Consider the following 21713-nt stretch of genomic DNA (forward strand, 5'->3'; position numbering starts at 1 on the left):
GGCAAGAGTGCAACAAAAAAAATGCCATCCGGTCTGGATGGCATTTTGGTCTGACTCTTAAGCCTTGTTACTGAGACACGTTTTCATGAATGCCTTGCGCTCGTCGCCTTTTTTCCCGGTGGCGTCGGCATTACATTTTTTCATCTTGTCCTGCTGGGTCAGTTTGGCTTCCGGCGCCGCAGGCTTGGCGCTTAGACATTCCTTCATGAATGCCTTGCGCTCATCGCCTTTTTTCCCGGTCGCATCGGCGTTACAGGTTTTCATCTTGCTTTGCTGGGCTGTCGGCTCGGCGGCGAACACGGCGCCGCTCAGGGACAGGATCAGGCTGGCAACGAACAGTTTTTTCATCATGGTTTCCTCTGCGGTCGAAATGCGAATGGTCGGGCCGTTGGCCACACGAGGACTATAACTGAAGATGCCGCCGCCGGCACAGTTTCCGGCCACTACACAGATTACGGCTCGGTAATTTTCAATCCGGGGTCAAGTCTGTCATTACGACACAAACACAGCTGCAGGCAGTGCTACAGCCGAGTTCGTGTCGTAATGACAGACTTGACCCCGGGGTTATCTAACACAGCTGCAGGCAGTGCTACAGCCGGGTTCGTGTCGCAATGACAGACTTGACCCCGGGGTTATCTTTCGACGAAGACGGCGGTGGCGCGCGCGGCGATGGTGAAGCGGCCGCCGACGCTGTCATGGTCGGCGATACCGCGGCCGCCGCCGGCCTTGCGCAGCACGTGGTGCAGCGCCAGGCTGCGGCCGGCCAGCTCGGGCACGGCGATCGTCTTGGCGACCTTGTCGACGTTGAACAGCACCACCACCGATTTGTACTTGGCGTCGCCGCCCCGCAACGGCACGCGGCCGTCCAGGCTCATGACGATCAGGCCGGGGATCTGCTGCGGGCCGGTGTTGTAAAAGCGCAGGCGCTTCGCCACCTCGTCGCCGCTGCGCAACCGGAACAGGGCGCTGTCCTGGCGGATCTCCAGCATGTCGGCGACGTAGTCGCGCGCGGCGACGATGGCGCCGGTGTCAGGCTTGATCAGTGGATTGGCGAGGATCGGCGACATCAACGGCCAGTTGTCCTGGTTGACACCAGCCATCGGCAAGCCGATGCCGAAACCGTTCGACTGGTAGCTGTAATCGAGCTTGTTGAACCAGTCGCCGGCGTCGTAGCTGTCGCGGTCCATCGATTTCGAGCGCAGGATTTCCTGCCCCGCATGCAGGAAAGGCACGCCCTGCGACAGGATGTTGATCGCCGCGCCCAGGTTTTGTACCCGCACGCGGTCGGCCATGCTGGTCGCCTGCGGCAGCTTGTAGGCGTTCAGGTCGAACAAGGTCTGGTTGTCGTGCGCTTCGACGTAGTTGATGGTTTCGGCCGGGTTGGCGGCGAAGCCGGCCTGCTGGCCGGAGTAGTCGATCTGCCAGTTCTTGCGCCAGGCGCCGGTGCGGTCGGTGAAGGCGTAGTCGCGCAGGGTGCCGGACAGGCCGACCTTCACCAGGTCGCCCAGCCGCAGCAAATCGTCCTTGGTCTGCGTGGATCGCGCGTTGGGGTCGTAGAAGGCGCCGTTGATGAAGCCTTGCTGGTCGATCAGGCTCGCGCCGCTGTCGCAGCAGCCGCCGCCACGTACCGCGTCGCGCAGCCGGTCGTTGAAGGAGCCGATGCCCGAGCCGTACATATTGGCCTGGCGCGCCTGCACGAAGCGGGCGTCGTTGCCGACGGTGCCGAAGTTCCACGCTTCGCCGTAGAGGTAGATGTCGCGCTGGGCGGCGGTGTTGACGGCGGCCTGCAGCCGCTTCATGACCGACAGCGGCGTGAAGCCCATGATGTCGAAGCGGAAGCTGTCGACCTTGTAGTCGCGCGCCCAGGTGCTGACGGAGTCGATCATCAGCTTGGCCATCATGGCGTTCTCCGACGCGGTGTCGGCGCAGCAGCTGTCGTTGGTGATGCCGCCGCCGGCGTTCAAACGGTAGTAGTAGGTCGGGACGATCTTGTCGAGCACCGACAGCGGCCCTTGCTGAGAGCCGCTGGTGTGGTTGTAGACGACGTCCATCACCACGCGCAGGCCTTGCTCGTGCAGGCCCTGCACCATGGCGCGGAACTCGCGCACGCGTGTCGCGCCGTCGTTAGCGTTGGTGGCGTAGCTGCCTTCGGGCGCCGTGTAATGCACCGGGTCGTAGCCCCAGTTGAAGCAGTCGGCGCCGCGCGCCGCTTCCACCGCCGCCTGCTGGTCCGGCGCGTTGGGCGCGGCGTTCGGTATCGACGGCGTGGTGCAGCCGGTTTCGTTGACGCTGGCGTAGTCGAACGATGGCAGCAGGTGGATGTGCGTCAGTCCGGCCTTGCGCAGCTCGCGCAGGTGGCGCATGCCGTTGGAGCCGTCGTCGGTGAAGGCCAGGTATTTGCCGCGGTGGGCGGCGGGCACGCTGGCGTCGCTGGCGCTGAAGTCGCGGATGTGCAGTTCGTACAGCGCGATGTCGGTCGGCTGGTCCAGGCGCGGGATGCGGTGATGGTCCCAGCCGCCCGGCTTGAGCGCGCGGCTGTCCAAATCGGCGACGAAGCTGCGCTGGCTATTGGCGCTGACGCTAAGCGAGTACGGATCGGTCACGGTGTTGGTGACGACCGTGTTGCCGGCCCAGCGCGACAGCACCTGCACGTTGTAGGTGTAGTAGTAGCGGTTGACCCAGCTGGCGTCCGGCGCGGTGTAGCTCCACACGCCGCTGGCGCCGTCGCGCGTCATGGCGCGCGTGGCCGTGCTGGCGCTGTTGGCGTCCGGGTAGAGATTGAGGCTGACCGCCTTGGCGGTCGGCGCCCAGACGCGGAAGGTAGGGGCGCCGTTGCGGTTGTAGCTCAGGCCCAGCGTGGCGTTGGCGGCGGCGCCGGCGAAGACGTCGTCGAGCATGCCGCTGGTTTGCAGCGAGGTCACTTGTATCAGTTTGCCGCTGGCGTCGAATTGCGCGATCGCGAACTGGTTGCCGGCGCGGGCGGCGATGCCCGCCGCGTCGGTGCTGGACATCGTCAGCGCGGTGGCGCCGGCCAGGTGCGGGTACTTTTCGCGCAGCGCGGCCGACAGCGCGCCGACGGCGTTCAGGGCGATGCTGCCTTCCGCGCCGGTGACGCCTGCCGGATTCGAGCCAAGGCCGCCGTTGGCCGCGTAATACAGTTTGTAAGTGCCGGCGGCGGGCACGCCGGGCCAGGCGAAGGTGGTGGCGGACAGCCAGTGCGCGCTGGCGCCGTTCAGGTTCCCCAGGCTGATGGCCGGTTCGGTCGTGTAGACGGTGCAGTCGCCTTCCAGCATCCAGACCTGCTGGCCGACGGTGGCGATGTTGGCGTTGAACGCGGCCGATTGGTCGTTGCCGCAGTTTTTGTTGCCGCTGCCGTCGGTGAGCAGGAACGAGATCGCGGCTTTGGCGGTATCGACAGGGATATCGACGTAGCGGCCGAACGCGTCGCTTTGGGTGAACATGAAGCGGCCGGTGATCCACGCCGGGCTCGGGGTGGCCGGGCCTTCCCACGAGTAGACGCCCCATTGCGCCTCGTCGCCCTGGGCGCGGTGGTAGTGCATGCGGATGGTACCGGCGGCTTGCGGGCTGGCGGCGGCGCTGATGGCGGTGCCGATGGTGGTGCTGGCCATGGTCTGGACGGTTGGCGTGGCGGAGCTGTCCTCGCCGCCGCCGCCGCAGGCGGCCAATGCCGCAAGCATCGCCAATGCTGGAATAAGTTTCAGGTGTGAAAGTAAACTACAGTGCGTTGTCATGCGCGTCTCCATTGTCTTTGTGGTGTAATGGCCTCCTGTCGTCTGTGGAAGGATGGCTTTGTAATAATACTACGGCGAAAATGTGAAAGTAATAAATATTTTTAGCCGAAAAAAAACGCCGCGGTCAGGCGGCGTTCGGGGTCGGGCAGGCGGTGGCTAGGCGGCTTTGACCGATTCGGCGCGACCGCAGTAACGCTGGACGTAGGCCTGGTGCGTCGGCAGCTGCACCACCGTGCGGTCGACCTTGGACTTGATATTGCCGAGGAATTGCTTTAGCTCTTCGTCGCCCATCAGGTCCGCCGTCTGGTGGTGCGAGCGTGGCATGATGCCCTGGCCCAGCATCACCTGGATCCACGAGTTTTCGGCGAACAGTTCGTTCGGCACGCGGAACACGCGGCCCGTTTCGCGGAACAGGTCGAGGCGGTGCTTGAGCGAGTCCGGAATGCTCATCTCGCGGCAGTCGATCCAGAACTGCGAGTCGGTGCGGTTGTTGACGTGATAGTGCAGGATGATGAAGTCGCGTATGTGCTCGATCTCGTGGTTGCACTGTGCGTTGTATTCCTCGATGTCGGTTTGGCGCACGCCGTCCGACGGGAACATCTGCATCAGGCGCACCACGCTGCGCTGGATCAGGTGGATGCTGGTCGATTCGATGGGTTCCAGGAAGCCGCTCGACAAGCCGATGGCGACCACGTTGCCCTTCCAGGTTTGCTTGCGCTGGCACGGTTTGAACTTGATCACGCGCGGCTCGATCAGGGTGCGGCCTTCGACGTTGGCCAGCAGCTGCTTGCGCGCGGTGTCGTCGTCCAGGTAGCGGCTCGAATAGACGATGCCGTTGCCGACGCGGTGCTGCAGCGGGATGCGCCACTGCCAGCCCGCCTGGTGCGCCATGGAGCGCGTCAGCGGAATGGCGTCGGCCACCGCCTCCGTCTGCACGGCGATGGCGCGGTCGCAGAACAGCCATTGCGACCAGTCCTCCATCGGTTCCTCCATCGCGTCGCCGATCAGCAGGCCGCGGAAGCCGGTGCAGTCGATGAACAAGTCGCCTTCGATCTCCCGGCCCGATTCGAGCACGATCGAGCGCACGTCGCCACCGTCATGTTTGGTGTAGCGGACGATCTTGCCCTCGATGCGCTGCACGCCGCGCGGTTCGCTCAGGCGGCGCAGGTACTTGGCGTAGCGGCTCGCGTCCAGGTGGTAGGCGTAGTTCATGCCGTTGTTGGGCAGGTGCGCGAAGCGGTGCTCCAACGACGCTTTCAGTTCCAGGCAGTAGTCGCCGTAGTCGCTGGCCAGCCCGCGCTCGACGCCCTTGTGCCAGAAGTGCTGGAAGCCCGCCGTCCAGTGATCGACGCCGGTGAAGCCGAAGGAGTGGATGTAGTTCTCCTTGACGTTGCGCCACTCCTCGAACGAGATCCCCAGCTTGAAGGTGGCCTGGGTCTCGGCCATGAATTCCTGCTCGTTGATCTCGAGCAGATTGTGAAAGTTCATCAGCGTCGGGATGGTGGCCTCGCCCACGCCGACCGTGCCGATTTCGTCGGACTCGATCAGTTTGATGTCGAGGCGCTTGCCCAGCACCTTGGCGATGCCCGCGGCGACCATCCAGCCGGCGGTGCCGCCGCCGCAGATGACGACGCGGCGCACCGCTTGCCGATTGTTCGATTCTTTGTTTTGGTCTTGCATTTGCCGGTCTCCTTAGCGGTTCAGCTTTTTTAGTATTTGGGCGCGCAACGCGCGCGCGCCGTCGGCCGTCAGCGGCGCCAGCACGTGGCGCGCCGCCTCGGGTATATGTTCCGCCGTTTCTTCGTCGGCTTCGAATATGTAGTGGCGGAAGACTTCCTGCCATGCCCTGCGTTGTTCCGGCGGCAGTCCGCGCATCGTCAGGAAGGCCGTCATCAAGGCGTTGGTCGGGGTATCCATGAATTCCGGCGTGCGCTGCCACCAGTAGTTGACCAGCACATTGAAGGCGTCCAGCGCTTCGATGTGGTGCCACCACATGCTGGGGATGAACAGGGCGTCGCCCGGCCCCAGCACCGCGCTTTGCGCATGCTCCAGCGCCTCGGCGTAGCGCGGGAACTTGGCGAAGTCCGGCTTGAGCATGTCGACCAGGCTGATGGCCTGGCCGGCGGGCGTGAAGTCGAGCGGGCCGATATACAGGTTCTTCAGCTGCTCGGGCGGGAACAGCATGAAGCGCCGCCGGCCCGCCGCCACCACCGCCAGGTTGTCCGGCACGTCGTAGTGGGCGGCGATGCGGGTGCGGTTGCCGATCCAGATGCTCATCAAGGCGTCGCGGCCGCCCAGATCGAGGTCGTTATGTTGGCGGAAGCCGGGCAGGCAGGTCTCGACGCTGGTCGAGCCCACGTACACCGTCGGCGGCTTCTCCATGTCGCGCTTGACGAGGATTTCATCGAGCACGCCGGTCAGCTTGGCGTGCACCGGGTAGAAATTGAAGCCGCTCATATCCTCGTTGTAGAAGAAGCGGCCCTCGGCCTCCGGTGGTCCCAGCATGGCGCCGACGGTGGCGCCGGTGGCCGCGTCGCCGTAGAAGCGGCGCAGGTAGGCGTCGCCCTGCTGGTGCGATTCGCGCGCCGCGCGCACCATCGGCCAGCCGGCCGCCACGCCGCGCAGCACCAGCGGCTGCGTGGCGGTCAGGATGTCGTCCGTCAGCCCATTGGGGCCGACGCCGGCGATCTCGCGTATCGCTTTAGGCATGGAGCGCGTTCTTGCGGTCGATCAGCGCGCGGAAGTTCGACAGCGACGCCAGCACCATGTAGATGTGGTGCAGGTGGCCGCCCGCGTGCAGCTTGGCGATGACGTCGCCGCTCAAGCCGGCCAGGCGGTCCTCGTTGATCGTGTAGAAGCCGGCCAGGCGGTTTTGCGAGCCGTCGTCCAGGCCCACGTCGAGCACGAAGCTTTCCAGCAGCTCGTGCTCCACCAGGGTGGCCAGGAACAGCGGCATGTCCTGCATGCCGTTGTGGATCGCCGCCAGCAGCGAGTTGACGCGCTCCAGGTAATCGGTGGTGCCGCCGTGCGGCTTGAACACTTCCTCGCCTTCGCTGTCGCTGACGCGCGGGTTCTCGATATCGATGTGCACCGTCAGGTCCTGGCCGCCCGCGCCGCCCATGCCGATCAGGAAGGGCTGGCGCTCGACCAGCATCGGGATGTAGACCGCGTCCCAGCGCTCGCCCTGCAGGAACAGGTTCTCGCCCTCCTGGAAGCCGAGCAGCGCGATCGGCTCGAAGCCTAAGCCGTCGGTGGTCTGGCGGAAGACGATCGGGTAGCAGGCCTGGATGTTGCGGAATTCGGCCGGGAAGGTGGGCGCCGCCATCTGGGCGTCGCCGAAGCGCGCGCCGCGCCGCGTGATCACGCGCAGGTTCTTGTGTTCGACGTTGTTGAGTAATACTGGTTTTGGCATGACTGTCTCTTGTCTTTGTTAACTGCGTTGTTATGTGCGGAGGCCGTGGCGTTTGATGTGCTCTATCAGCTCGCGGTTGGTGGGAAGTGCGTCCAGCATCTTCTGTGTCAGGTTGGCCGCTTCGCGGAAATAGCCGTCGGCCATCGCCGCTTCGTGCGGGTGTTGCTTGGTAAATTCGGTGGTGCGGCCCATGCCGTACAGGATGTACTGATAGCTGGCCGACGGGAACACTTCCTCGATGCGGTTGAAGTCGCTGCGCGACGGCGCCCGGTGGCGCCACAAGGTCAGCAGTTCGCCCAGTCGCTCCGGCACATGGTCGGCCTCGGTGTTGTCGCGCCAGTAGGCGCTGTCGCGCCGCTTGCTCAGCACGTAGTGCAGCTTGAGGAAATCGATCACCCGCTCCCAGCGGTAGGTGAAGTGTTCGTTGAAGCGCTTGGCGACGATGTCCATTTCCGCGCGCGTGGCCGGCATGTCGTCGCTGACCATGGCGGCCGACATTTCCACCAGCGCCAGGGCGGACGCCTCCAGCGGCTCGATGAAGCCGGCCGACAGGCCGATGGCGACGCAGTTGCGATGCCAGAATTTGGCGCGGTAGCCGGGGTCGAACCTCAGCTTGCGCGGCGCCGGGATGTCGGCCGGGCCGCCGGTCGCCACGATGTAGGCGCGCAGTTCCGCCTCGGCCTGGTCGTCGCCGATGTGGGCGCCCGAGTAGACGTGGCCGACGCCGCGCCGGGTCGGCAGGCCGATGTCCCAGATCCAGCCGGCGCTTTGCGCCGTCGACGAGGTCTGCGAAGCGATCGGATAATTGTCGTCGGGGTAGGGGATTTGCACCGCCAGCGCCGAGTCGTTGTACAGCACGTGCTTTTGCGACACGAAGTCGATGTCGTAGTGTTTGCCCAGCAGCAGCGATTGCATGCCGGTGCAGTCGATGAACAGGTCGCCTTCGAGCGCGCCGTGGCGTTGCGTTTGCAGCGAGGCGATGTCGCCGTTGGCGGCGGAGTTGATGCCGGTCACGTGGTCCGGCACGTAGCGCACGCCCAGGTGCTCCAGGCAATGCTTGCGCAGGAACAGGCCGAACTTGCCGGCGTCCAGGTGGTAGCCGTAGTTGGCGACGGCGGCGAATTCCGGCGTGGCGGCCTGCTTGGGCGCCTTGCCCCGGGCGCACAGGTGCGGCTGGTAGCTGACCAGGTCGGCGAACGGCACGTCGGGATGCTGGGCCAGCCAGTGTTCCGGCATGTTCGCTTCGCCGTAGCCCTGCGGCAATACAAACGGGTGGAAGTAATAGTCGTCGTCGGCGCCGGTGCACCAGCGGTTGAAGCGCGAGCCTTGCTTGAACGCGGCGTCGCATTCGCGGAAAAAGTCCGATTCGGACACGCCGATGCGGCGCAAGGTGTCGCGCATGCTCGGCCAGGTGCCTTCGCCGACGCCGATCGGGGCGACGTCGGGCGATTCGATCAGGGTGACCTGCAGCCCCCCGGGGGAGCTTGCGCGGTGCTCGGCCGCGATCAGGCCGGCGCTCAGCCAGCCGGCCGATCCGCCACCCACTATCACTATCCGTCGGATCAGCTCATTGGCCATTCGATGTCCCAGATTATTGCGGAAAGTATAACCGACAAGGCCGCTGTCGGGCAGCGGCCTTGTCCTTCCTTGGTTGTAATTACACTACATTATTAGAACTTGTAGCGCGCCCCCAGCATGTAGCGCGGTCCGGCCTGCGTGACCGATTCCACCGCTTGTTTGGTGCGCCCGTGCACGCGCTGGATCGAGTTGCCGGCGTTGATCACCTCGAATTGCAGGCTGATGTTCTTGTTGTAGTTGTAGCCAACACTCAGGTCGATCTGGCCGTACGACTCGGTGTACTGCGGATTCGGGCCGTAGGAGTCGAAGGTCGACGACAGGAACTCGCCGCGCCAGTTGTAGGCCAGGCGCGCCGTCCACTTGTCGTTTTCGAAGATGCCGACCACGTTCGACGAGTTGCTCAGTCCCACCAGCGCGAACTGCTCGCCCAGCCTGGCGTTGTCGTACTTCAGGCCCGAGTTCACATACGTGTAGTTGGTCGAGATGCCGAAGCCGCTGCTGCCGAACATGTGCTGCAGGTTGACCTCGATGCCGTCCAGGCTGGCCTTCTTCTGGTTGGCGAACGAGTTGATCTTGAAGTTGGCGATCGGATCGTTCGGCTGGCCGACGATGGTGCCGGTGGCGTTGCCGGTGCCGGCGTCGTCCGGTCCGCGCGTCACGCCTGGGGCGGTCGGGTGGTTGCGGAAGATGTAGTTGCGGATGCAGGTGGTGTCGGCCGTGGCGCAACCGTTGGCCAGCGCCTCGTTCCACAGCGCGCCGCCGACCGGCGTGTGCAGGTTGAACGGCGTGGCGTTGAAGGTCGACTGGCCGGCGTAGTTGGTCAAGTCCTTGCGGAAGTAGCCCAGCGAGAAGAAGTTCTGCTGGCCGTAGTACCACTCGTAGGACAGGTCCAGGTTCTTCGACTTGACCGGTTTCAGCGCCGGATTGCCCTGGTTGCCGCTGCCGCCGTCGACCCGCGCCAGCGAGTTCAAGGTGGTGCCGCCCTGGATCTGGTCGTAGCGCGGCCGGCCGATGCTCTGGCCGTAGCTCAGGCGCAGCTTCTGGGTCGGCGTCAGTTCGATGTCCGAGTCCAGGCTCGGCAGGATGTTGTGGTATTTGCCGGTCAGCGTGGTGAAGGTCGGCGCGCCGAAGGCCACCGGCAACTCGTTCTGCGACACCCAGCTGATGCTGGTGGCGGCCGGCACCAGCGCGGTCGAGACGACGTCGGTCTTCTCGTAGCGCACGCCGAGCGCGGTGCGGATCGGCATCGGCGTGTCCCAGTCGGTGTTGAACTGGACGTAGGCCGACTTCGATTTTTCCTCCACGCGCGAGTCGTTGTCGAAGGTGGTCTTGGGCAGGTACAGCGCCGGCAGGCCGGAGGCCTTCGCCGCCAGCTGGCGCACCTGGTCGAAGTTGAAGGTGTAGAACTGGTTGAACAGCGCCGGGTTGTCGCTGCCGTCGATCTTGTCGAAGTACTGGCGGATGGTGTCCTTGTGCCAGACGTTGCTTGGATAGTCGGACGCCTTGGTGGCGCCGCCCCAGGTGTCGCGCTGGTTGTTGGAGAAGGCCGAGCGGTTGTCGACCTTGGTGCTGCCGACGCCGAATTTCAGTTCGGACGCTTCGAACACCTTCAGCGCGCCCTTGACCTGGGCCTGCTCGACCTCGCCGCGCATGTACGAATTGGTGAAGTTCGATCCGGTCACCTGCTGGCCGGCCTTGGCGAAGTCCACGCCCTCCATGCTCAGCACCGGGAAATCCTGGCTGAAGTTGGCCGTGGTGGTGCCGCGGCTGAAGCTGGCCGTGCCGAGCGTGTTGCTCGAGCCGAACGGGCTGTCGGCGCCGGAGGTGGCCGACGAGCGGTGCGCGTCGAGCTCGAAGCGCAGGTCGTTGGTCGGCTTCCAGACGGCGTTGAAGCCGAGCGATTTGTTTTGCGTCTTGGTGGCGAAGTCGGCGCCGCCCATGGCCACGTCCGAGGTGCCGATGGTCGGATCGTTGGCGTTGCGCGGGATGATCTCGGTGTAGCTCAGCGGGCTCGACACCGGACCCTTGGTCCACGAGCTGGCCGACGGGCCGAAGTTGAACCAGGCGCTGATGTCATTGCGCTTGGTCTGGATCTTGTTTTCCGAGTAGGTGTAGTCCAGGGTCGTGACCAATTCCTTGACCGGCTTGAATTGCAGGGTCAACTGGCCGTTGGTGCGCTGGCGCTTGACGCCGTTGAAGTTGTAGTTCAGGTTCTGCGGCACCATGTAGACGTCGTTCGGGCCGGGACGGTTGGTGATGTTCTCGGAGCCGGCGGCGCCCGGCTGCGGGATCGAGCCCCAGCTGTTCTCGTCGCCGCGCACCGGACCGTGCCAGCCGCTGGAGACGGCGGCGGTGTTGTAGCCCAGGTTGCGTTCCTGGTAGCTGCCGGTGATGGCGATGCCGAACTTGCCGTCGGCGAAGGTGTTGCTGTAGATGCCGGACAGCTCCGGCGTGGTCGAGTTGCTGGCCTTGACGTCGGCCGGCAGGTTGTCGTTCGAGGTGTCGTAGACGCCCTTGACGCCGAAGCTGGCGTGCAGGCCGGGGCGGTCGAACGGACGCGCCGTCATCACGTTGACGGTGGCGCCGATGCCGCCGGTCGGGTTGTCGGCGCGGCTGGTTTTATACACTTGCAGCTGCGAGATCGCCTCCGACGCCAGGTTGGCGAAGTCGAAGGCGCGCCCGTTCAGGTCGCCCAGGTTGGAGGTCGGCATCTGGCGGCCGTTGAGCAGCACCATGTTGAAGTCGGGGCCGACGCCGCGCACGGTGATCTTCGAGCCCTCGCCGATCGAACGGTCGATCGACACGCCGGAGATGCGCTGCAGCGACTCGGCCAGGTTGGTGTCGGGGAACTTGCCGATGTCTTCGGCGACGATGCCGTCGACCACGCCGTCGGAATTGCGCTTCAGGTTCATCGACGAGATCAGCGCCTGGCGCATGCCCGTCACGACCACGCTTTGCACCACCGGCGGCTCGCCGGCCATCTCGACCGGCGCGGCTTGCACGGCCGGCTGGGTTTGCGCGAACGCCGGCAGGGCCGTCGCCACGAAGGCGCCGGCCACGGCCAAGGTCATCAGTTTCTGTCGTGTGTTTGGATATTGCATGTTGTCTCCTCTGTTTTTATAAACCGCTCTCGCGCTGCCCCGCTGTCCACCATCGCCAACCTTCGCCATTTTCCCAAGTATCTTGGAAAGGTTTCCATTCGATGTTGGCAAATATAGCATCGTTCGTTTTTTAAAGTCAATTTGCGTTCGCGGGTAAACGCCCGAGGTTTTCGTTGACAGGGCAAATCAGGGCGTGCACCATATGGGAACGTTTCCAAAATGAGACACTTCGGATGACAATACGGATAATTTCGGCGTTGGCGGCTGCGGCTTTTCTGGCCCAGCCGGCGGCGCAGGCGCAGGGCGCGGGGCAGGCGGCATTCCGCTGGCCCGATGGCGCCCGCGCCGCCGTCAGTCTGTCCTACGACGACTCCCTCGACTCGCAGCTCGACACCGCCTTGCCGACCCTGGACAAGTACGGCCTGAAGGCCAGCTTCTATCTGGAGTTGTCCGGCCAGTCGGTCGGGCGGCGCATGGCGGCGTGGCGGGCGGCGGCTGTCCGTGGCCACGAGTTGGGTAACCACAGCCTGTTCCACCAGTGCTCTGGCTCGCTGCCGGGGCATCAGTGGGTGCGGCCGGAGCGCGATCTCGACACCCTGAGCGTGGCGCAGATGGCCGCGCAAGTCCGGTTGGGCAATACGATGCTGGCCGCCATCGACGGCCGGCGCGAGCGCACCTACACGGTACCCTGCGGCGATACCATGGCGCTCGCGCCGGGAGGGCGCGCCAGCTACCTGCCGGCCATCGCCGGCGAGTTCGTCGCCATGAAGACCGCCGGCGGGCAAGCGGTGACGCCGTCGATGGGCGGCCTCGATCCGTACGCGGTGACGGTGCTGGCGCCGGAGGGCTTGAGCGGCAAGCAGCTGATCGCGCTGGTGCGCGAGGCGGGCGAGCGGGGGACGATGGTCAACTTTACCTTCCACGGCGTCGGCGGCGACTACCTGGTGACCTCGGCCGAGGCGCACGAGGAACTGGTGCGCTATCTGGCCGAGAACCGGAAAACCTATTGGACCGACACCTTCCTGAACATCATGACTTACGTAAAAAAGCAAAAGTGACGAACCCGTGGCCACCATCAAAGACGTAGCCCGCCTCGCCGGCGTGGGCCTGGGGACCGCTTCGCGGGTGGTCAGCGGCAAGGGCTCGGTGTCGCCGGCCACCGTGGCCAAGGTGCGGGCGGCGATCGAGCAGTTGGACTTCCGGCCGTCGCACGCGGCGCGCTCGCTGCTGTCGGGCAGCAGCCGCATGATCGGCGTCTACATCCCCGTGCTCAGCGGGACGTTCTACACGCCCATCCTGCAAATCATCGACACCGAGCTGCGCACCGCCGGCCTGCACATGGTGGTGGCGTTCGGCGTCGGGCTGGGCGGCGCGCGCCAGCAGGCGATCGAGGGCATCGAGTTTCTGATCGAGCGCGGCTGCGACGGGTTGATCCTGATGACCAACGTGCTGCTGGAGGAGGACATCGCCGCGCTGGGCGCCAAGCAGCACCAGGTGGTGCTGCTCAACCATCACTTCGACAGCATCGCCGGGCAATGCTTCACCGTCGACCATCAACTGGGGGGACAGCTGGCGGCGCGCAGCTTGCTCGAGCATGGGCACCGGCGCATCGCCGTCGTCTCCGGGCCGTCGAGCTTGCCGGATAACGTGGTGCGTATCGATGCCTTCATGTACGAGCTGGCCGCGCATGGCATCGATACCGGCAAGGTGTGGCTGGTCGAGCGCGATTTTTCGCCGGCCGGCGGCTGGTCGGCGGCCAGGGAGCTGGTGGAGTCGGGTTATTCTTGCACGGCGATGTTCTGCGCCAACGACGAAATGGCGGTCGGCGCGTTGTCGTATTTCCAGGAGGCGGGGATTCACGTGCCGAGCGAATTGTCGGTGATCGGTTACGACGATACGCCGAGCGCGGAATTCTCGGCGCCGCGCCTGACGACGGTGCATATGCCGTGGCGCGAGATGACCCAGAACGGGCTCAATGCGCTGCTGAATGGTTGTTACGACCTAAAGCGGCCGGTGACGCACCAGTATCCGGTGACGATGACGTTGCGGGCGTCGTTGGCGAAGGCTGGCGGCTGATCGGGCGGTCGCACGGTGCGGTATCTGGCAACACGCCATGGCCGTCAAATGATGCTTCGATCTGGAGGCGTAGGGCGGATTAGGCTGCACGCCGTAATCGGCCATCTTTGCGCCGCCGATGAACAAGGATGGCCGATTACGCTCCGCTAATCCGCTCATGGCCGCCGCGCCGCTGCCTGCCGCGCCGCCTGCCGCCTGCTGTTGACACGGCGCCCGGGCCGTTCGACGCGCTCGCCCGCGCCGCCGGCGGCAACGGAACCCGCCAGCGCCACAGACAGTCGCAGCCGTCGCACGTTTAGTTGCGGTCTGTTTGGCATATTGGACGATGATAGTATAAGCATTCGGCTTCCGATGAATAAACGAACGGGGCAGGGATTAAAATCCCGCGCCGCGACGTTTACCCGATATCCATGACCGCAAACGCCACCATCAACAACGATATCGCCGCCTTGCTGCCGCGCTTGCGCCGTTTCGCCCGCACCATCGTCTTCAACCGCGACGACGCGGACGACCTGGTGCAGATCGCCGTCGAGCGGGCGCTGGCACGCAGCGCGCAATGGCAACCGGACACGCGCCTGGACAGCTGGATCTTCCGGATCATGAAAAACGCCTGGATCGACGAGGTGCGCGCGCGCATCCGGCGCGACAAGCTGTTCGCGCCGGAAGACGCGGGCGAGCATGTCGGCGACCAGGCGGCCGAGGCGCAGCAGCAACGCATGGCGGTCGAGAAGGCGGTCGGCATGTTGTCCGAGGAGCACCGCATGGTGGTGGCGCTGGTGCTGGTCGACGGCATGCCGTACAAGGAAGCGTCCGAGGTGCTGGAAATTCCGATGGGCACCCTGACCAGCCGTCTGGTGCGCGCCCGCGCCGCATTGCAGGAAATCTTATCTGATCAACAGAGGACCGCGACATGAGCCTTTCCGACGAAACCCTGATGGCCTATGCTGACGGCGAACTGGCCGAGCCGGCATTCAGCGAGGTCGAGCGCGCCGTGCGCACCGATCCGGCCGTCGCCGCCCGCGTGGCGCAGCACCAGGCGCTGCGGGCCGACGTGTTCGCGGCGTTCGCCGCCGTCGCCGACGAGCCGGTTCCGCCGAGACTGGTGGCGGCCGCCTGGCCGGGCAAGGTGGCCGATCTGAGCGCGGTGCGCGCCGCCCGGGCCGGCGGCGCGCATCACGCGTCGGCGCCGGCGTCCCACGCGGCCGGGGATGGGGAAGCGCGGCGCTGGTCGTGGCGGGAGTGGGGCGGCGTGGCCGCCTCGCTGGCGGTCGGGGTACTGGTGGGGAGTCTGGTGTTTGGCGGCGCCGCGCGCGAAGGCGCGGGCGCGGCGGCCATCGCCGTGGCCGGCGCCGATGGGGCGCTGGTGGCGCGGGGGCCATTGTCCAATGCGCTGTCGCAGCAATCGGCCGGCGCGCGCGGCGGGGCGGTCGACATCGGCGTCAGCTTCGCGGCCAACGATGGCGCGCTGTGCCGCAGCTTTACAATGCGCCAGACCGCCGGGCTTGCCTGCCGCAGCGGCGAGCAATGGAAACTGGTGATGACGACCGAGGCGGGCAACGGCGAGGGGACGCAGGGGGGCGTATACAGGCAAGCGGGCAGTGCGATGCCGGCGGCGGTGCTGGAGGCGATCGACGCCCGCATCGCCGGCGCCACCCTGGATGCGCAGGGCGAGCTGGCGGCCAAGCAGCGCGGCTGGAAGCGTTGATCCGCTCGGTTCGTCTGGCGACTCAGCCGAAGCGGCTGGCGGCCGCGTAGCCGGCAATGCCGGCCGCAGCGGACAACAGGCCGCCCCAGGCGATATCGATCAACGTCAGCCCGAGCGGCCAGGCCTTCAGCACCGAGTAGTTGGTCAGGTCGTAGGTACCGTAGGCGACCAGGCCGAGCAGGCCACCGAGCAGCGCGGCGGTTTGCCAGCTGTCGGCGCGCAGGGCCGGGGCCACGGCGAAGACCACGACGCCGACGGCGAACAGCAGGTAGAAGGCGGCGGCCGACGCCAGTCTGGGTTGGGCCAGCAGCAGGTCGCCGAGGGCCGCCTTGTAGGCCGGCCCCATGTAGAACGTCAGCCACAGCGCATCGATCGCCAGCAATGCCAGCAGCGCGGCGCCGTAGCCGAGCGCCCATTGCTGCGCGCTCAGGGAGGTGACGGTGTTGTCCATGGGGCGGTCCTGGTCTACTTCAGCAGTTTCAGCAGTTCTTCGGCGGCGACTTCCGACGACGCCGGATTCTGCCCCGTGACGAGCAGGCCGTCGGTGACCGCGTACGGCTGCCAGTCGCCCAGCTTCGAATACATGCCGCCGCGTTCGCGCAGCATGTCCTCGACCAGGAACGGCACCACGTCGGTCAGGCCGACCGCTTCCTCTTCGGTGTTGGTGAAGCCGGTCACCTTCTTGCTGTTGACCAGCGGCTTGCCGTCCGGGCCGTTCACGTGGCGCAGCACGCCGGGGGCGTGGCAGACGGCGGCGACCGGCTTGCCGGCGGCGATCATCGCTTCGATCAGCGTGATCGAGTCGCGGTCCTCGGCCAGATCCCACAGCGGGCCGTGGCCGCCCGGATAGAAGACGGCGTCGAACTCGGCGGCCGACACGTCGGCCAGTTTGCCGGTGTTGGCCAGCGTCGCTTGCGCCTCCGGATCGGCCTTGAAGCGTTTCGTCGCTTCGGTTTGCGCGTCGGCTTCGTCGCTTTTCGGGTCGAGCGGCGGCTGGCCGCCCTTCGGCGACACCACGGTCAGTTTCGCTCCCGCTTCCTTGAGCTTGTAGTACGGCGCGGCGAATTCCTCCAGCCAGAAGCCGGTTTTCTTGCCGGTGTCGCCCAGTTGGTCGTGCGAGGTGAGTACCATCAGAATGTTCATGTGTGTCCTTTGTGTGATGTTAAAAGTCGAGCTTGTCGCCGGGATTGATCGCCATGACCTTGATCTTGCCGTGGCCCAGCGCCGCGCTGTATTCGGCCGGCGTGCCCTTCAGCTGAGGCGTGGTGCCGTAGTGCATCGGGATGACGTAGCGCGGATGCAGCCATTCGCGCGTCGCCATGGCGGCGTCCTTCGGGCTCATGACGAAGTGGCCGCCGATCGGCATCAGCGCCAGGTCCGGCTTGTAGTAGTCGCCGATGAATTTCATGTCGCCGAACAGGCCGGTGTCGCCCATGTGGTAAATCTTGAAGCCGTTTTCCAGTTCGATGATGTAGCCGACCGGCTCGCCGCCGACGTGCACCTCGTCCTTGCCGGTGGCCGGGTTCTTCCAGCCCAGCTCCGAGCTGTGCTCGGCGTGCACGGCGGTGATCTTGATGTCGGGCCCGAGCGGCGTGACGGTGCCGCTCTTGCCGAAGCGTACCGCCTGCGCGGCCGGCAGGATCTCCAGCGCCGCCACCGATTGCATCAGTCCGGCGGGGCCGTAGACGGGCACGTTGTTCAGCTTGGCCAGCGCCGGGGCGTCGGCGAAGTGGTCGTTGTGGCCGTGCGTGACCAGGATCAGGTCGACCTTGCCCAGGGCTTCCAGGTTCTTATAAGCCGCCGGGGTTTTGGGATTCGAGGTCAGCCACGGATCGACGACGATGACCTTGCCGCCCGGCGTGGTGATCTTGAACGTGGCCTGTCCCAGCCATTGCACTTCCGTCTTGTTGCCCTTGCTGTCCTGGGCCGAGGCGGCGACGGCGGTGGTGAGCATCAGCGTTGCCGCGAGCGCGCGCAGCGTCTTCGATGTGCCTGACATGGGAGGGCTCCTCAAGTGGATGGAATGGACATTCAGCATACGCCAGATGCCAAGAGCGCGTCACACGGTCGAGCTGTGCCGCATACTGTCTGGATTGGCCAATTCAGGAGGCGTTATGCTGCGTCGTTCATTTATGGGAATACTGGCGCTGCTGGGCGCGCGCCCCGCCAGTGCTGCCGATACGGACAGCGCGGCCTTGTGGCGCCGCCTGCGCGAAGGCGGTTATGTGGTGCTGATGCGCCACGCGGCGACCGTGCCGGGCGTCGGCGACCCGGAAAATTTTAAGCTCGGAGCGTGCGCTACCCAACGCAATTTGTCGGATCGTGGACGCGAGGATGCGCGCCGCGTCGGCGCCGCCTTCCGCGAGCGCGAGGTGCCGGTGTCCGAGGTGCTGTCGAGCAGGTGGTGCCGCTGCGTCGATACGGCGCAGTTGGCGTTCGGCCGCGTGCGGCCGGAGGCGATGGTCGATTCGATGTTCAACGACGACGACGCGGCGCGCCAGAACAAGGTGCGCGCGTTGCGGGCCTATCTGTCCGCGCACAAGGCGCCGGGCAACCTGGTGCTGGTGACCCACGACATCAACATCCGCGTGCTGGTCGGCGAGAGCCTGGCGCAGGGCGAGATGGTGGTGGCGCTGGCGCAGCCGGACGGTACGCTCAAATCCGCCGGCGTGCTGCCGCTGCCGAAATAGAAACGTAAAAAAAAGCCGCCACCGCTTTTCGGCGGTGGCGGCTCCTTGCCTAGTCGGTTCAGCTTAGCGAACCGCCAGCTGCCTGGCTTCGTCCTTGACGAAGTGCGACTCGGCCGACCACACGGCGCAGGCCCGGGACAGCAGCTTGGCCTCGGCGTCGGCCAGCACGCCGTCGGCGTCGGCGATGTTCCACATGGCGCGCAGCAACTGGCGGCGCAGCGCCGGGTCGTGGATTTCGCCGAGCAGGGCGTCGATGGTGGCCTCGTCCAGCACCACGTGCTCGTGCTTGACGGCGGTGCTCAGCATGTCCTGGCACAGGTCGTCGACCAGGTCGTGGAAGTTGTCGATATCGATATCGATGTATTCCAGCAGCCGCGAACGTTGCAGCGCCTGCAGCTCGGACGGCGCCATGTTGCCGTCCACCACCATACACAGGGCCACGAGTCGGCCAGCGGCGCTGGCGCTATCGGTTTCGTAATGTCGCATTGCGTTACTCCTTCAGAATTTAACTTATTTTTTACGCGTCACATACAAGCTGGCGACGACGCTACCCGCGATCAGCAAGGCCACCACCGACAGCGAGATATGGACCGGGATGTGTATCCACGGCAGCAACAGCATCTTCAAGCCGATGAAGCACAGCACCAGTGCCAGGCCGAATTTGAGCAGGTGGAACCGGTCTGCGATATCGGCCAGCAGGAAGTACAGCGCCCGCAAACCCAGGATCGCGAACATGTTCGACGTGAACACGATGAACGGGTCCGACGTGATGGCGAAGATGGCCGGGATCGAATCGACCGCGAACACCAGGTCGGTCACCTCGATCAGGATCAGCACCAGCAGCAGCGGCGTCACATAACGCTTGCCGTCTTTCCACACGAAGAACTTCTCGCCGTGATCGCCTTCCGACACCGGCAGGTGGCGCCGGGCGAACTTCAGCACCGGGTTGTTGGTGACGTCCGGTTCGTCGTCGACCGCCCTGAACATCTTGACGCCGGTGTACAGCAGGAACGCGCCGAACAGGTACAGTACCCAGCTGAATTCGCTGACCACCCATGCGCCGGCCAGAATCATGACGGCGCGCATGACGATCGCACCGAGCACACCGTAGATCAGCACGCGGCGCTGGTATTCGGGCTTGACCTGGAACGCGGTGAAGATCAGCAGGAAGACGAAGATATTGTCGACCGACAACGCCTTCTCGATCAGGTAGCCGGACAGGAACTCCAGCGATTTTTGCTCCGCGATCTCGGCGCCAACGGTGCCGTTCAAATACCACCACAGGCCGCCGTTAAACGCCAGCGCCAGGCTGAACCAGCCTACCGACCACGCGCCCGCCTCGCGCAATGTCACCTTGTGCGCCTTGTTGCCGCCGAAGACCCACAGGTCGACGGCCAGCATCAACAGCACGAAGGCCACGAAGCCCGCCCACATGGGGGCGGTGGCGATGTTTTCGATTCCAGTCATTTGCCGCTCTCCGCTTGGTGGTTACGTTTAACGATCGTCTTTGCCGTCGGACTCGTCGTCCGCCGGCGCCAGGGTGGCCACCTTGTCGTGGGTGAAGGCGCGGCTGCGCGACAACTGGCGCGCCAGCGCGCGGTCGGCGCGTTCGGCGGCGCGGTCGATCGCGGCGTACATGTCTTCCTCGGTGTCCTCGATGACGACGGTCTTGCCGTTGTCGAGGCTGATCTGAATCTTGCAGCGCTTGTCGCGCCCGCCGCGCGGGCCGTTGATGTCCGACAGCCAGACGGCCAGGCGGCGGGTCAGCGCCCACCCCAGCGACGTTTCCAGGCGACGATACACGTAGGCGCGCAGGCTTTCGGTCAGGACCAGGCCGTTCGATTGGATTGCGATGTTCATGATCATTTCCTTTCTTGGTGGATGACAAGGCTCATGATAGGGGCACTCAATCATTCGTACAATTCGAATATACTTGGTTAATTCATCGAGTTAACCGATGTATTTGGGGGATTCATCATGGCCACTCTGAACTACAAACACCTGCGTTACTTCTGGATGGTGGCGCGCAGCGGCAGCATCGCCAAGGCGGCCGAGCAGCTGCATTTGACGCCGCAATCGATCTCCGGCCAGCTCACCGAATTCGCCGACACGCTCGGCGTCGAGCTGTTCCGGCGCGTGGGGCGGCGGCTGGAGCTGACCGAGACCGGCAACCGCGTGCTGCGCCACGCCGAGGACATCTTCAGCGCCGGCGACGCCTTGCTGGAGGTCGTCAAGGACCAGTCCGCTACACAAGCCACCACGTTCCGGGTGGGGGTTTCCGATTCGGTGTCGAAGGCGGTGGCTTGCCGCCTGGTGGCGCCGGCGCTGTCGCTGGCCGAGCCGACACGATTGATCTGCAGGGAGGGGCGGCTGGCCGCGCTGCTGGCCGACATGGCGGTGCACAAACTCGACCTGATCATCACCGACCGCGCCATGCCCAGCCATTTAAGCGTGCGGGGCTACAACCACTTGCTGGGAGAAAGCGAGCTAGGCGTGTTCGGAGCGCCGTCCCTGGTGGAGACGTTGAGCGGGTCGTTTCCGGAATGCCTGAACAATGCCCCGCTGCTGTTGCCCGGAGAGGATTTCGCGGTGCATGCCAGGTTGATGCAATGGCTGCACACGCATGTGCCACGTCTGCGCGTGATCGGCGAGTTCGACGACAGCGCCATGATCAAGGCCTTCGGGCAATCCGGCGCCGGGCTGTTCTTCGCGCCGGCGGCGATCGCCGACACCATTTGCGCGCAGTACGGCGTGGCGTTGATCGGCACCATTCCGTCGCTGCGCGAGCAGGTCTACGCGATCACGACCGAGCGGCGCATCAGTCATCCTGCCACGCAGGCAATCCAGCAGGCCGCGCTGGAGACTTTGTCGGCTTGATGCGCAAACGGAAAAGGGCCGGGTTCCGCAGAACCCAGCCCGTCGCAAACGGTGAGACTTTGAAAATTACTTCGGCATGACGACGGTGTCGATCACGTGGATCACGCCGTTGTCGGCGGCGATGTCGGTCTTGGTGACGTGGGCCTTGTCGACCATGACCTTGCCATCCTTGGCGGTGACGGTCAGCGATTCGCCTTGCACGGTCTTGACCTTGCCCGGTTTGACGTCGGCGGCCATCACTTTGCCCGGCACCACGTGGTAGGTCAGCACTTTGGTCAGCGCGGCTTTGTCTTTCAGCAGGGCGTCGAGCTTGGCCTTTGGAATCTTCGCGAAGGCTTCGTCGGTCGGCGCGAACACGGTGAACGGACCCGGACCTTTGAGCGTGTCGACCAGGCCAGCGGCCTGCACCGCCGTCACCAGCGTGTTGAACGAGCCGGCCGATTTGGCGGTGTCGACGATGTCCGCCGCGTTGGCCGCGCCGAAAGCCATGGTGAAAGCTGCTGCCATCAAGAACTTCTTCAT

Annotated in this window: 20 protein-coding genes; 6 read left to right on the forward strand and 14 right to left on the reverse strand. The window is 65.1% G+C overall.

Translation table 11 applies throughout. From position 1 onward, the window contains the following. Positions 1-57: 57 nt before the first annotated feature. The 7 genes from BMX85_RS27470 to BMX85_RS27500 all read right to left on the reverse strand — a co-directional run bounded on the left by BMX85_RS27470 (position 58) and on the right by BMX85_RS27500 (position 11843). Positions 58-348 carry a PsiF family protein gene (locus BMX85_RS27470; protein WP_090327072.1) on the reverse strand — a complete coding sequence of 97 codons (291 nt, stop codon included), beginning with the start codon at positions 346-348 and terminating at the stop codon, positions 58-60. A 284-nt stretch (positions 349-632) separates the two neighbouring features. Continuing rightward, entirely contained in the window at positions 633-3698 is a 3066-nt protein-coding gene (locus BMX85_RS27475) for an alpha-1,6-glucosidase domain-containing protein (RefSeq protein ID WP_229210689.1), read from the reverse strand. A 210-nt stretch (positions 3699-3908) separates the two neighbouring features. Then, a complete protein-coding gene (locus tag BMX85_RS27480; RefSeq protein ID WP_090326672.1) occupies positions 3909-5432 on the reverse strand; it encodes a tryptophan halogenase family protein in 1524 nt (507 codons plus the stop codon). Positions 5433-5444: 12 nt separating this feature from the next. Further along, positions 5445-6461 carry a cupin-like domain-containing protein gene (locus tag BMX85_RS27485; RefSeq protein ID WP_090326676.1) on the reverse strand — a complete coding sequence of 339 codons (1017 nt, stop codon included), beginning with the start codon at positions 6459-6461 and terminating at the stop codon, positions 5445-5447. Further along, positions 6454-7164, reverse strand: coding sequence for a SapC family protein (locus BMX85_RS27490; protein ID WP_090326681.1), 711 nt, complete (start codon positions 7162-7164; stop codon positions 6454-6456). Before BMX85_RS27490 ends, BMX85_RS27485 begins: the two co-directional genes overlap by 8 nt. Before the next feature lie 30 nt (positions 7165-7194). Beyond that, complete coding sequence (locus BMX85_RS27495; RefSeq protein ID WP_229210690.1) at positions 7195-8709, reverse strand: tryptophan halogenase family protein; 1515 nt, start codon at positions 8707-8709, stop codon at positions 7195-7197. A gap of 125 nt (positions 8710-8834) precedes the next feature. Next, positions 8835-11843 (reverse strand): TonB-dependent receptor, encoded by a 3009-nt coding sequence (locus BMX85_RS27500; protein ID WP_090326684.1) that lies wholly within the window; start codon positions 11841-11843, stop codon positions 8835-8837. 233 nt (positions 11844-12076) lie between these two features. On the opposite strand from BMX85_RS27500, the gene BMX85_RS27505 reads away from it, so the two are divergent. The 4 genes from BMX85_RS27505 (at position 12077) to BMX85_RS27520 (ending at position 15624) form a co-directional block, all read left to right on the forward strand. Continuing rightward, positions 12077-12901 carry a polysaccharide deacetylase family protein gene (locus BMX85_RS27505; protein WP_090326686.1) on the forward strand — a complete coding sequence of 275 codons (825 nt, stop codon included), beginning with the start codon at positions 12077-12079 and terminating at the stop codon, positions 12899-12901. Between the two features lie 7 nt (positions 12902-12908). Then, positions 12909-13919: a LacI family DNA-binding transcriptional regulator gene (locus BMX85_RS27510; protein WP_090326689.1), complete on the forward strand. Its 1011-nt coding sequence runs from the start codon at positions 12909-12911 to the stop codon at positions 13917-13919. A 410-nt stretch (positions 13920-14329) separates the two neighbouring features. After that, a complete protein-coding gene (locus BMX85_RS27515; protein ID WP_090326693.1) occupies positions 14330-14833 on the forward strand; it encodes an RNA polymerase sigma factor in 504 nt (167 codons plus the stop codon). Next, a complete protein-coding gene (locus BMX85_RS27520) occupies positions 14830-15624 on the forward strand; it encodes an anti-sigma factor family protein (RefSeq protein WP_090326698.1) in 795 nt (264 codons plus the stop codon). Before BMX85_RS27515 ends, BMX85_RS27520 begins: the two co-directional genes overlap by 4 nt. 22 nt (positions 15625-15646) lie before the next feature. On the opposite strand, the gene BMX85_RS27525 is transcribed toward BMX85_RS27520, so the two are convergent. From BMX85_RS27525 to BMX85_RS27535, 3 genes are read right to left on the reverse strand one after another with little or no spacing between them, the layout of a single operon-like run. Continuing rightward, positions 15647-16075, reverse strand: coding sequence for a DUF2177 family protein (locus BMX85_RS27525; RefSeq protein WP_090326701.1), 429 nt, complete (start codon positions 16073-16075; stop codon positions 15647-15649). Between the two features lie 14 nt (positions 16076-16089). Further along, complete coding sequence (locus BMX85_RS27530) at positions 16090-16767, reverse strand: type 1 glutamine amidotransferase domain-containing protein (protein WP_090326707.1); 678 nt, start codon at positions 16765-16767, stop codon at positions 16090-16092. A gap of 19 nt (positions 16768-16786) precedes the next feature. Next, the gene (locus tag BMX85_RS27535; RefSeq protein WP_229210700.1) at positions 16787-17578 is read right to left on the reverse strand and encodes a metal-dependent hydrolase; all 792 of its coding nucleotides are present in this window, start codon (positions 17576-17578) and stop codon (positions 16787-16789) included. A 160-nt stretch (positions 17579-17738) separates the two neighbouring features. Here BMX85_RS27535 and BMX85_RS27540 point away from each other — a divergent pair, with 160 nt between their 5' ends. Beyond that, the gene (locus BMX85_RS27540) at positions 17739-18314 is read left to right on the forward strand and encodes a histidine phosphatase family protein (RefSeq protein ID WP_090326712.1); all 576 of its coding nucleotides are present in this window, start codon (positions 17739-17741) and stop codon (positions 18312-18314) included. A 63-nt stretch (positions 18315-18377) separates the two neighbouring features. Here BMX85_RS27540 and BMX85_RS27545 read toward each other — a convergent pair whose 3' ends face one another. The 3 genes from BMX85_RS27545 to BMX85_RS27555 are packed head-to-tail and all read right to left on the reverse strand — an operon-like array spanning position 18378 to position 20174. Continuing rightward, positions 18378-18800: a tellurite resistance TerB family protein gene (locus BMX85_RS27545; RefSeq protein WP_090326715.1), complete on the reverse strand. Its 423-nt coding sequence runs from the start codon at positions 18798-18800 to the stop codon at positions 18378-18380. A gap of 24 nt (positions 18801-18824) precedes the next feature. Continuing rightward, a complete protein-coding gene (locus BMX85_RS27550) occupies positions 18825-19781 on the reverse strand; it encodes a TerC family protein (protein WP_090326718.1) in 957 nt (318 codons plus the stop codon). A gap of 27 nt (positions 19782-19808) precedes the next feature. After that, the gene (locus BMX85_RS27555) at positions 19809-20174 is read right to left on the reverse strand and encodes an HPF/RaiA family ribosome-associated protein (RefSeq protein ID WP_090327080.1); all 366 of its coding nucleotides are present in this window, start codon (positions 20172-20174) and stop codon (positions 19809-19811) included. Between the two features lie 117 nt (positions 20175-20291). Here BMX85_RS27555 and nhaR point away from each other — a divergent pair, with 117 nt between their 5' ends. Continuing rightward, the gene (nhaR, locus tag BMX85_RS27560; protein ID WP_090326721.1) at positions 20292-21191 is read left to right on the forward strand and encodes a transcriptional activator NhaR; all 900 of its coding nucleotides are present in this window, start codon (positions 20292-20294) and stop codon (positions 21189-21191) included. A 66-nt stretch (positions 21192-21257) separates the two neighbouring features. Here nhaR and BMX85_RS27565 read toward each other — a convergent pair whose 3' ends face one another. Then, the gene (locus BMX85_RS27565; RefSeq protein WP_090326724.1) at positions 21258-21713 is read right to left on the reverse strand and encodes a fasciclin domain-containing protein; all 456 of its coding nucleotides are present in this window, start codon (positions 21711-21713) and stop codon (positions 21258-21260) included.

Source organism: Duganella sp. CF517 (assembly GCF_900110275.1).
In the GTDB taxonomy this organism is placed as follows: domain Bacteria; phylum Pseudomonadota; class Gammaproteobacteria; order Burkholderiales; family Burkholderiaceae_D; genus Rugamonas.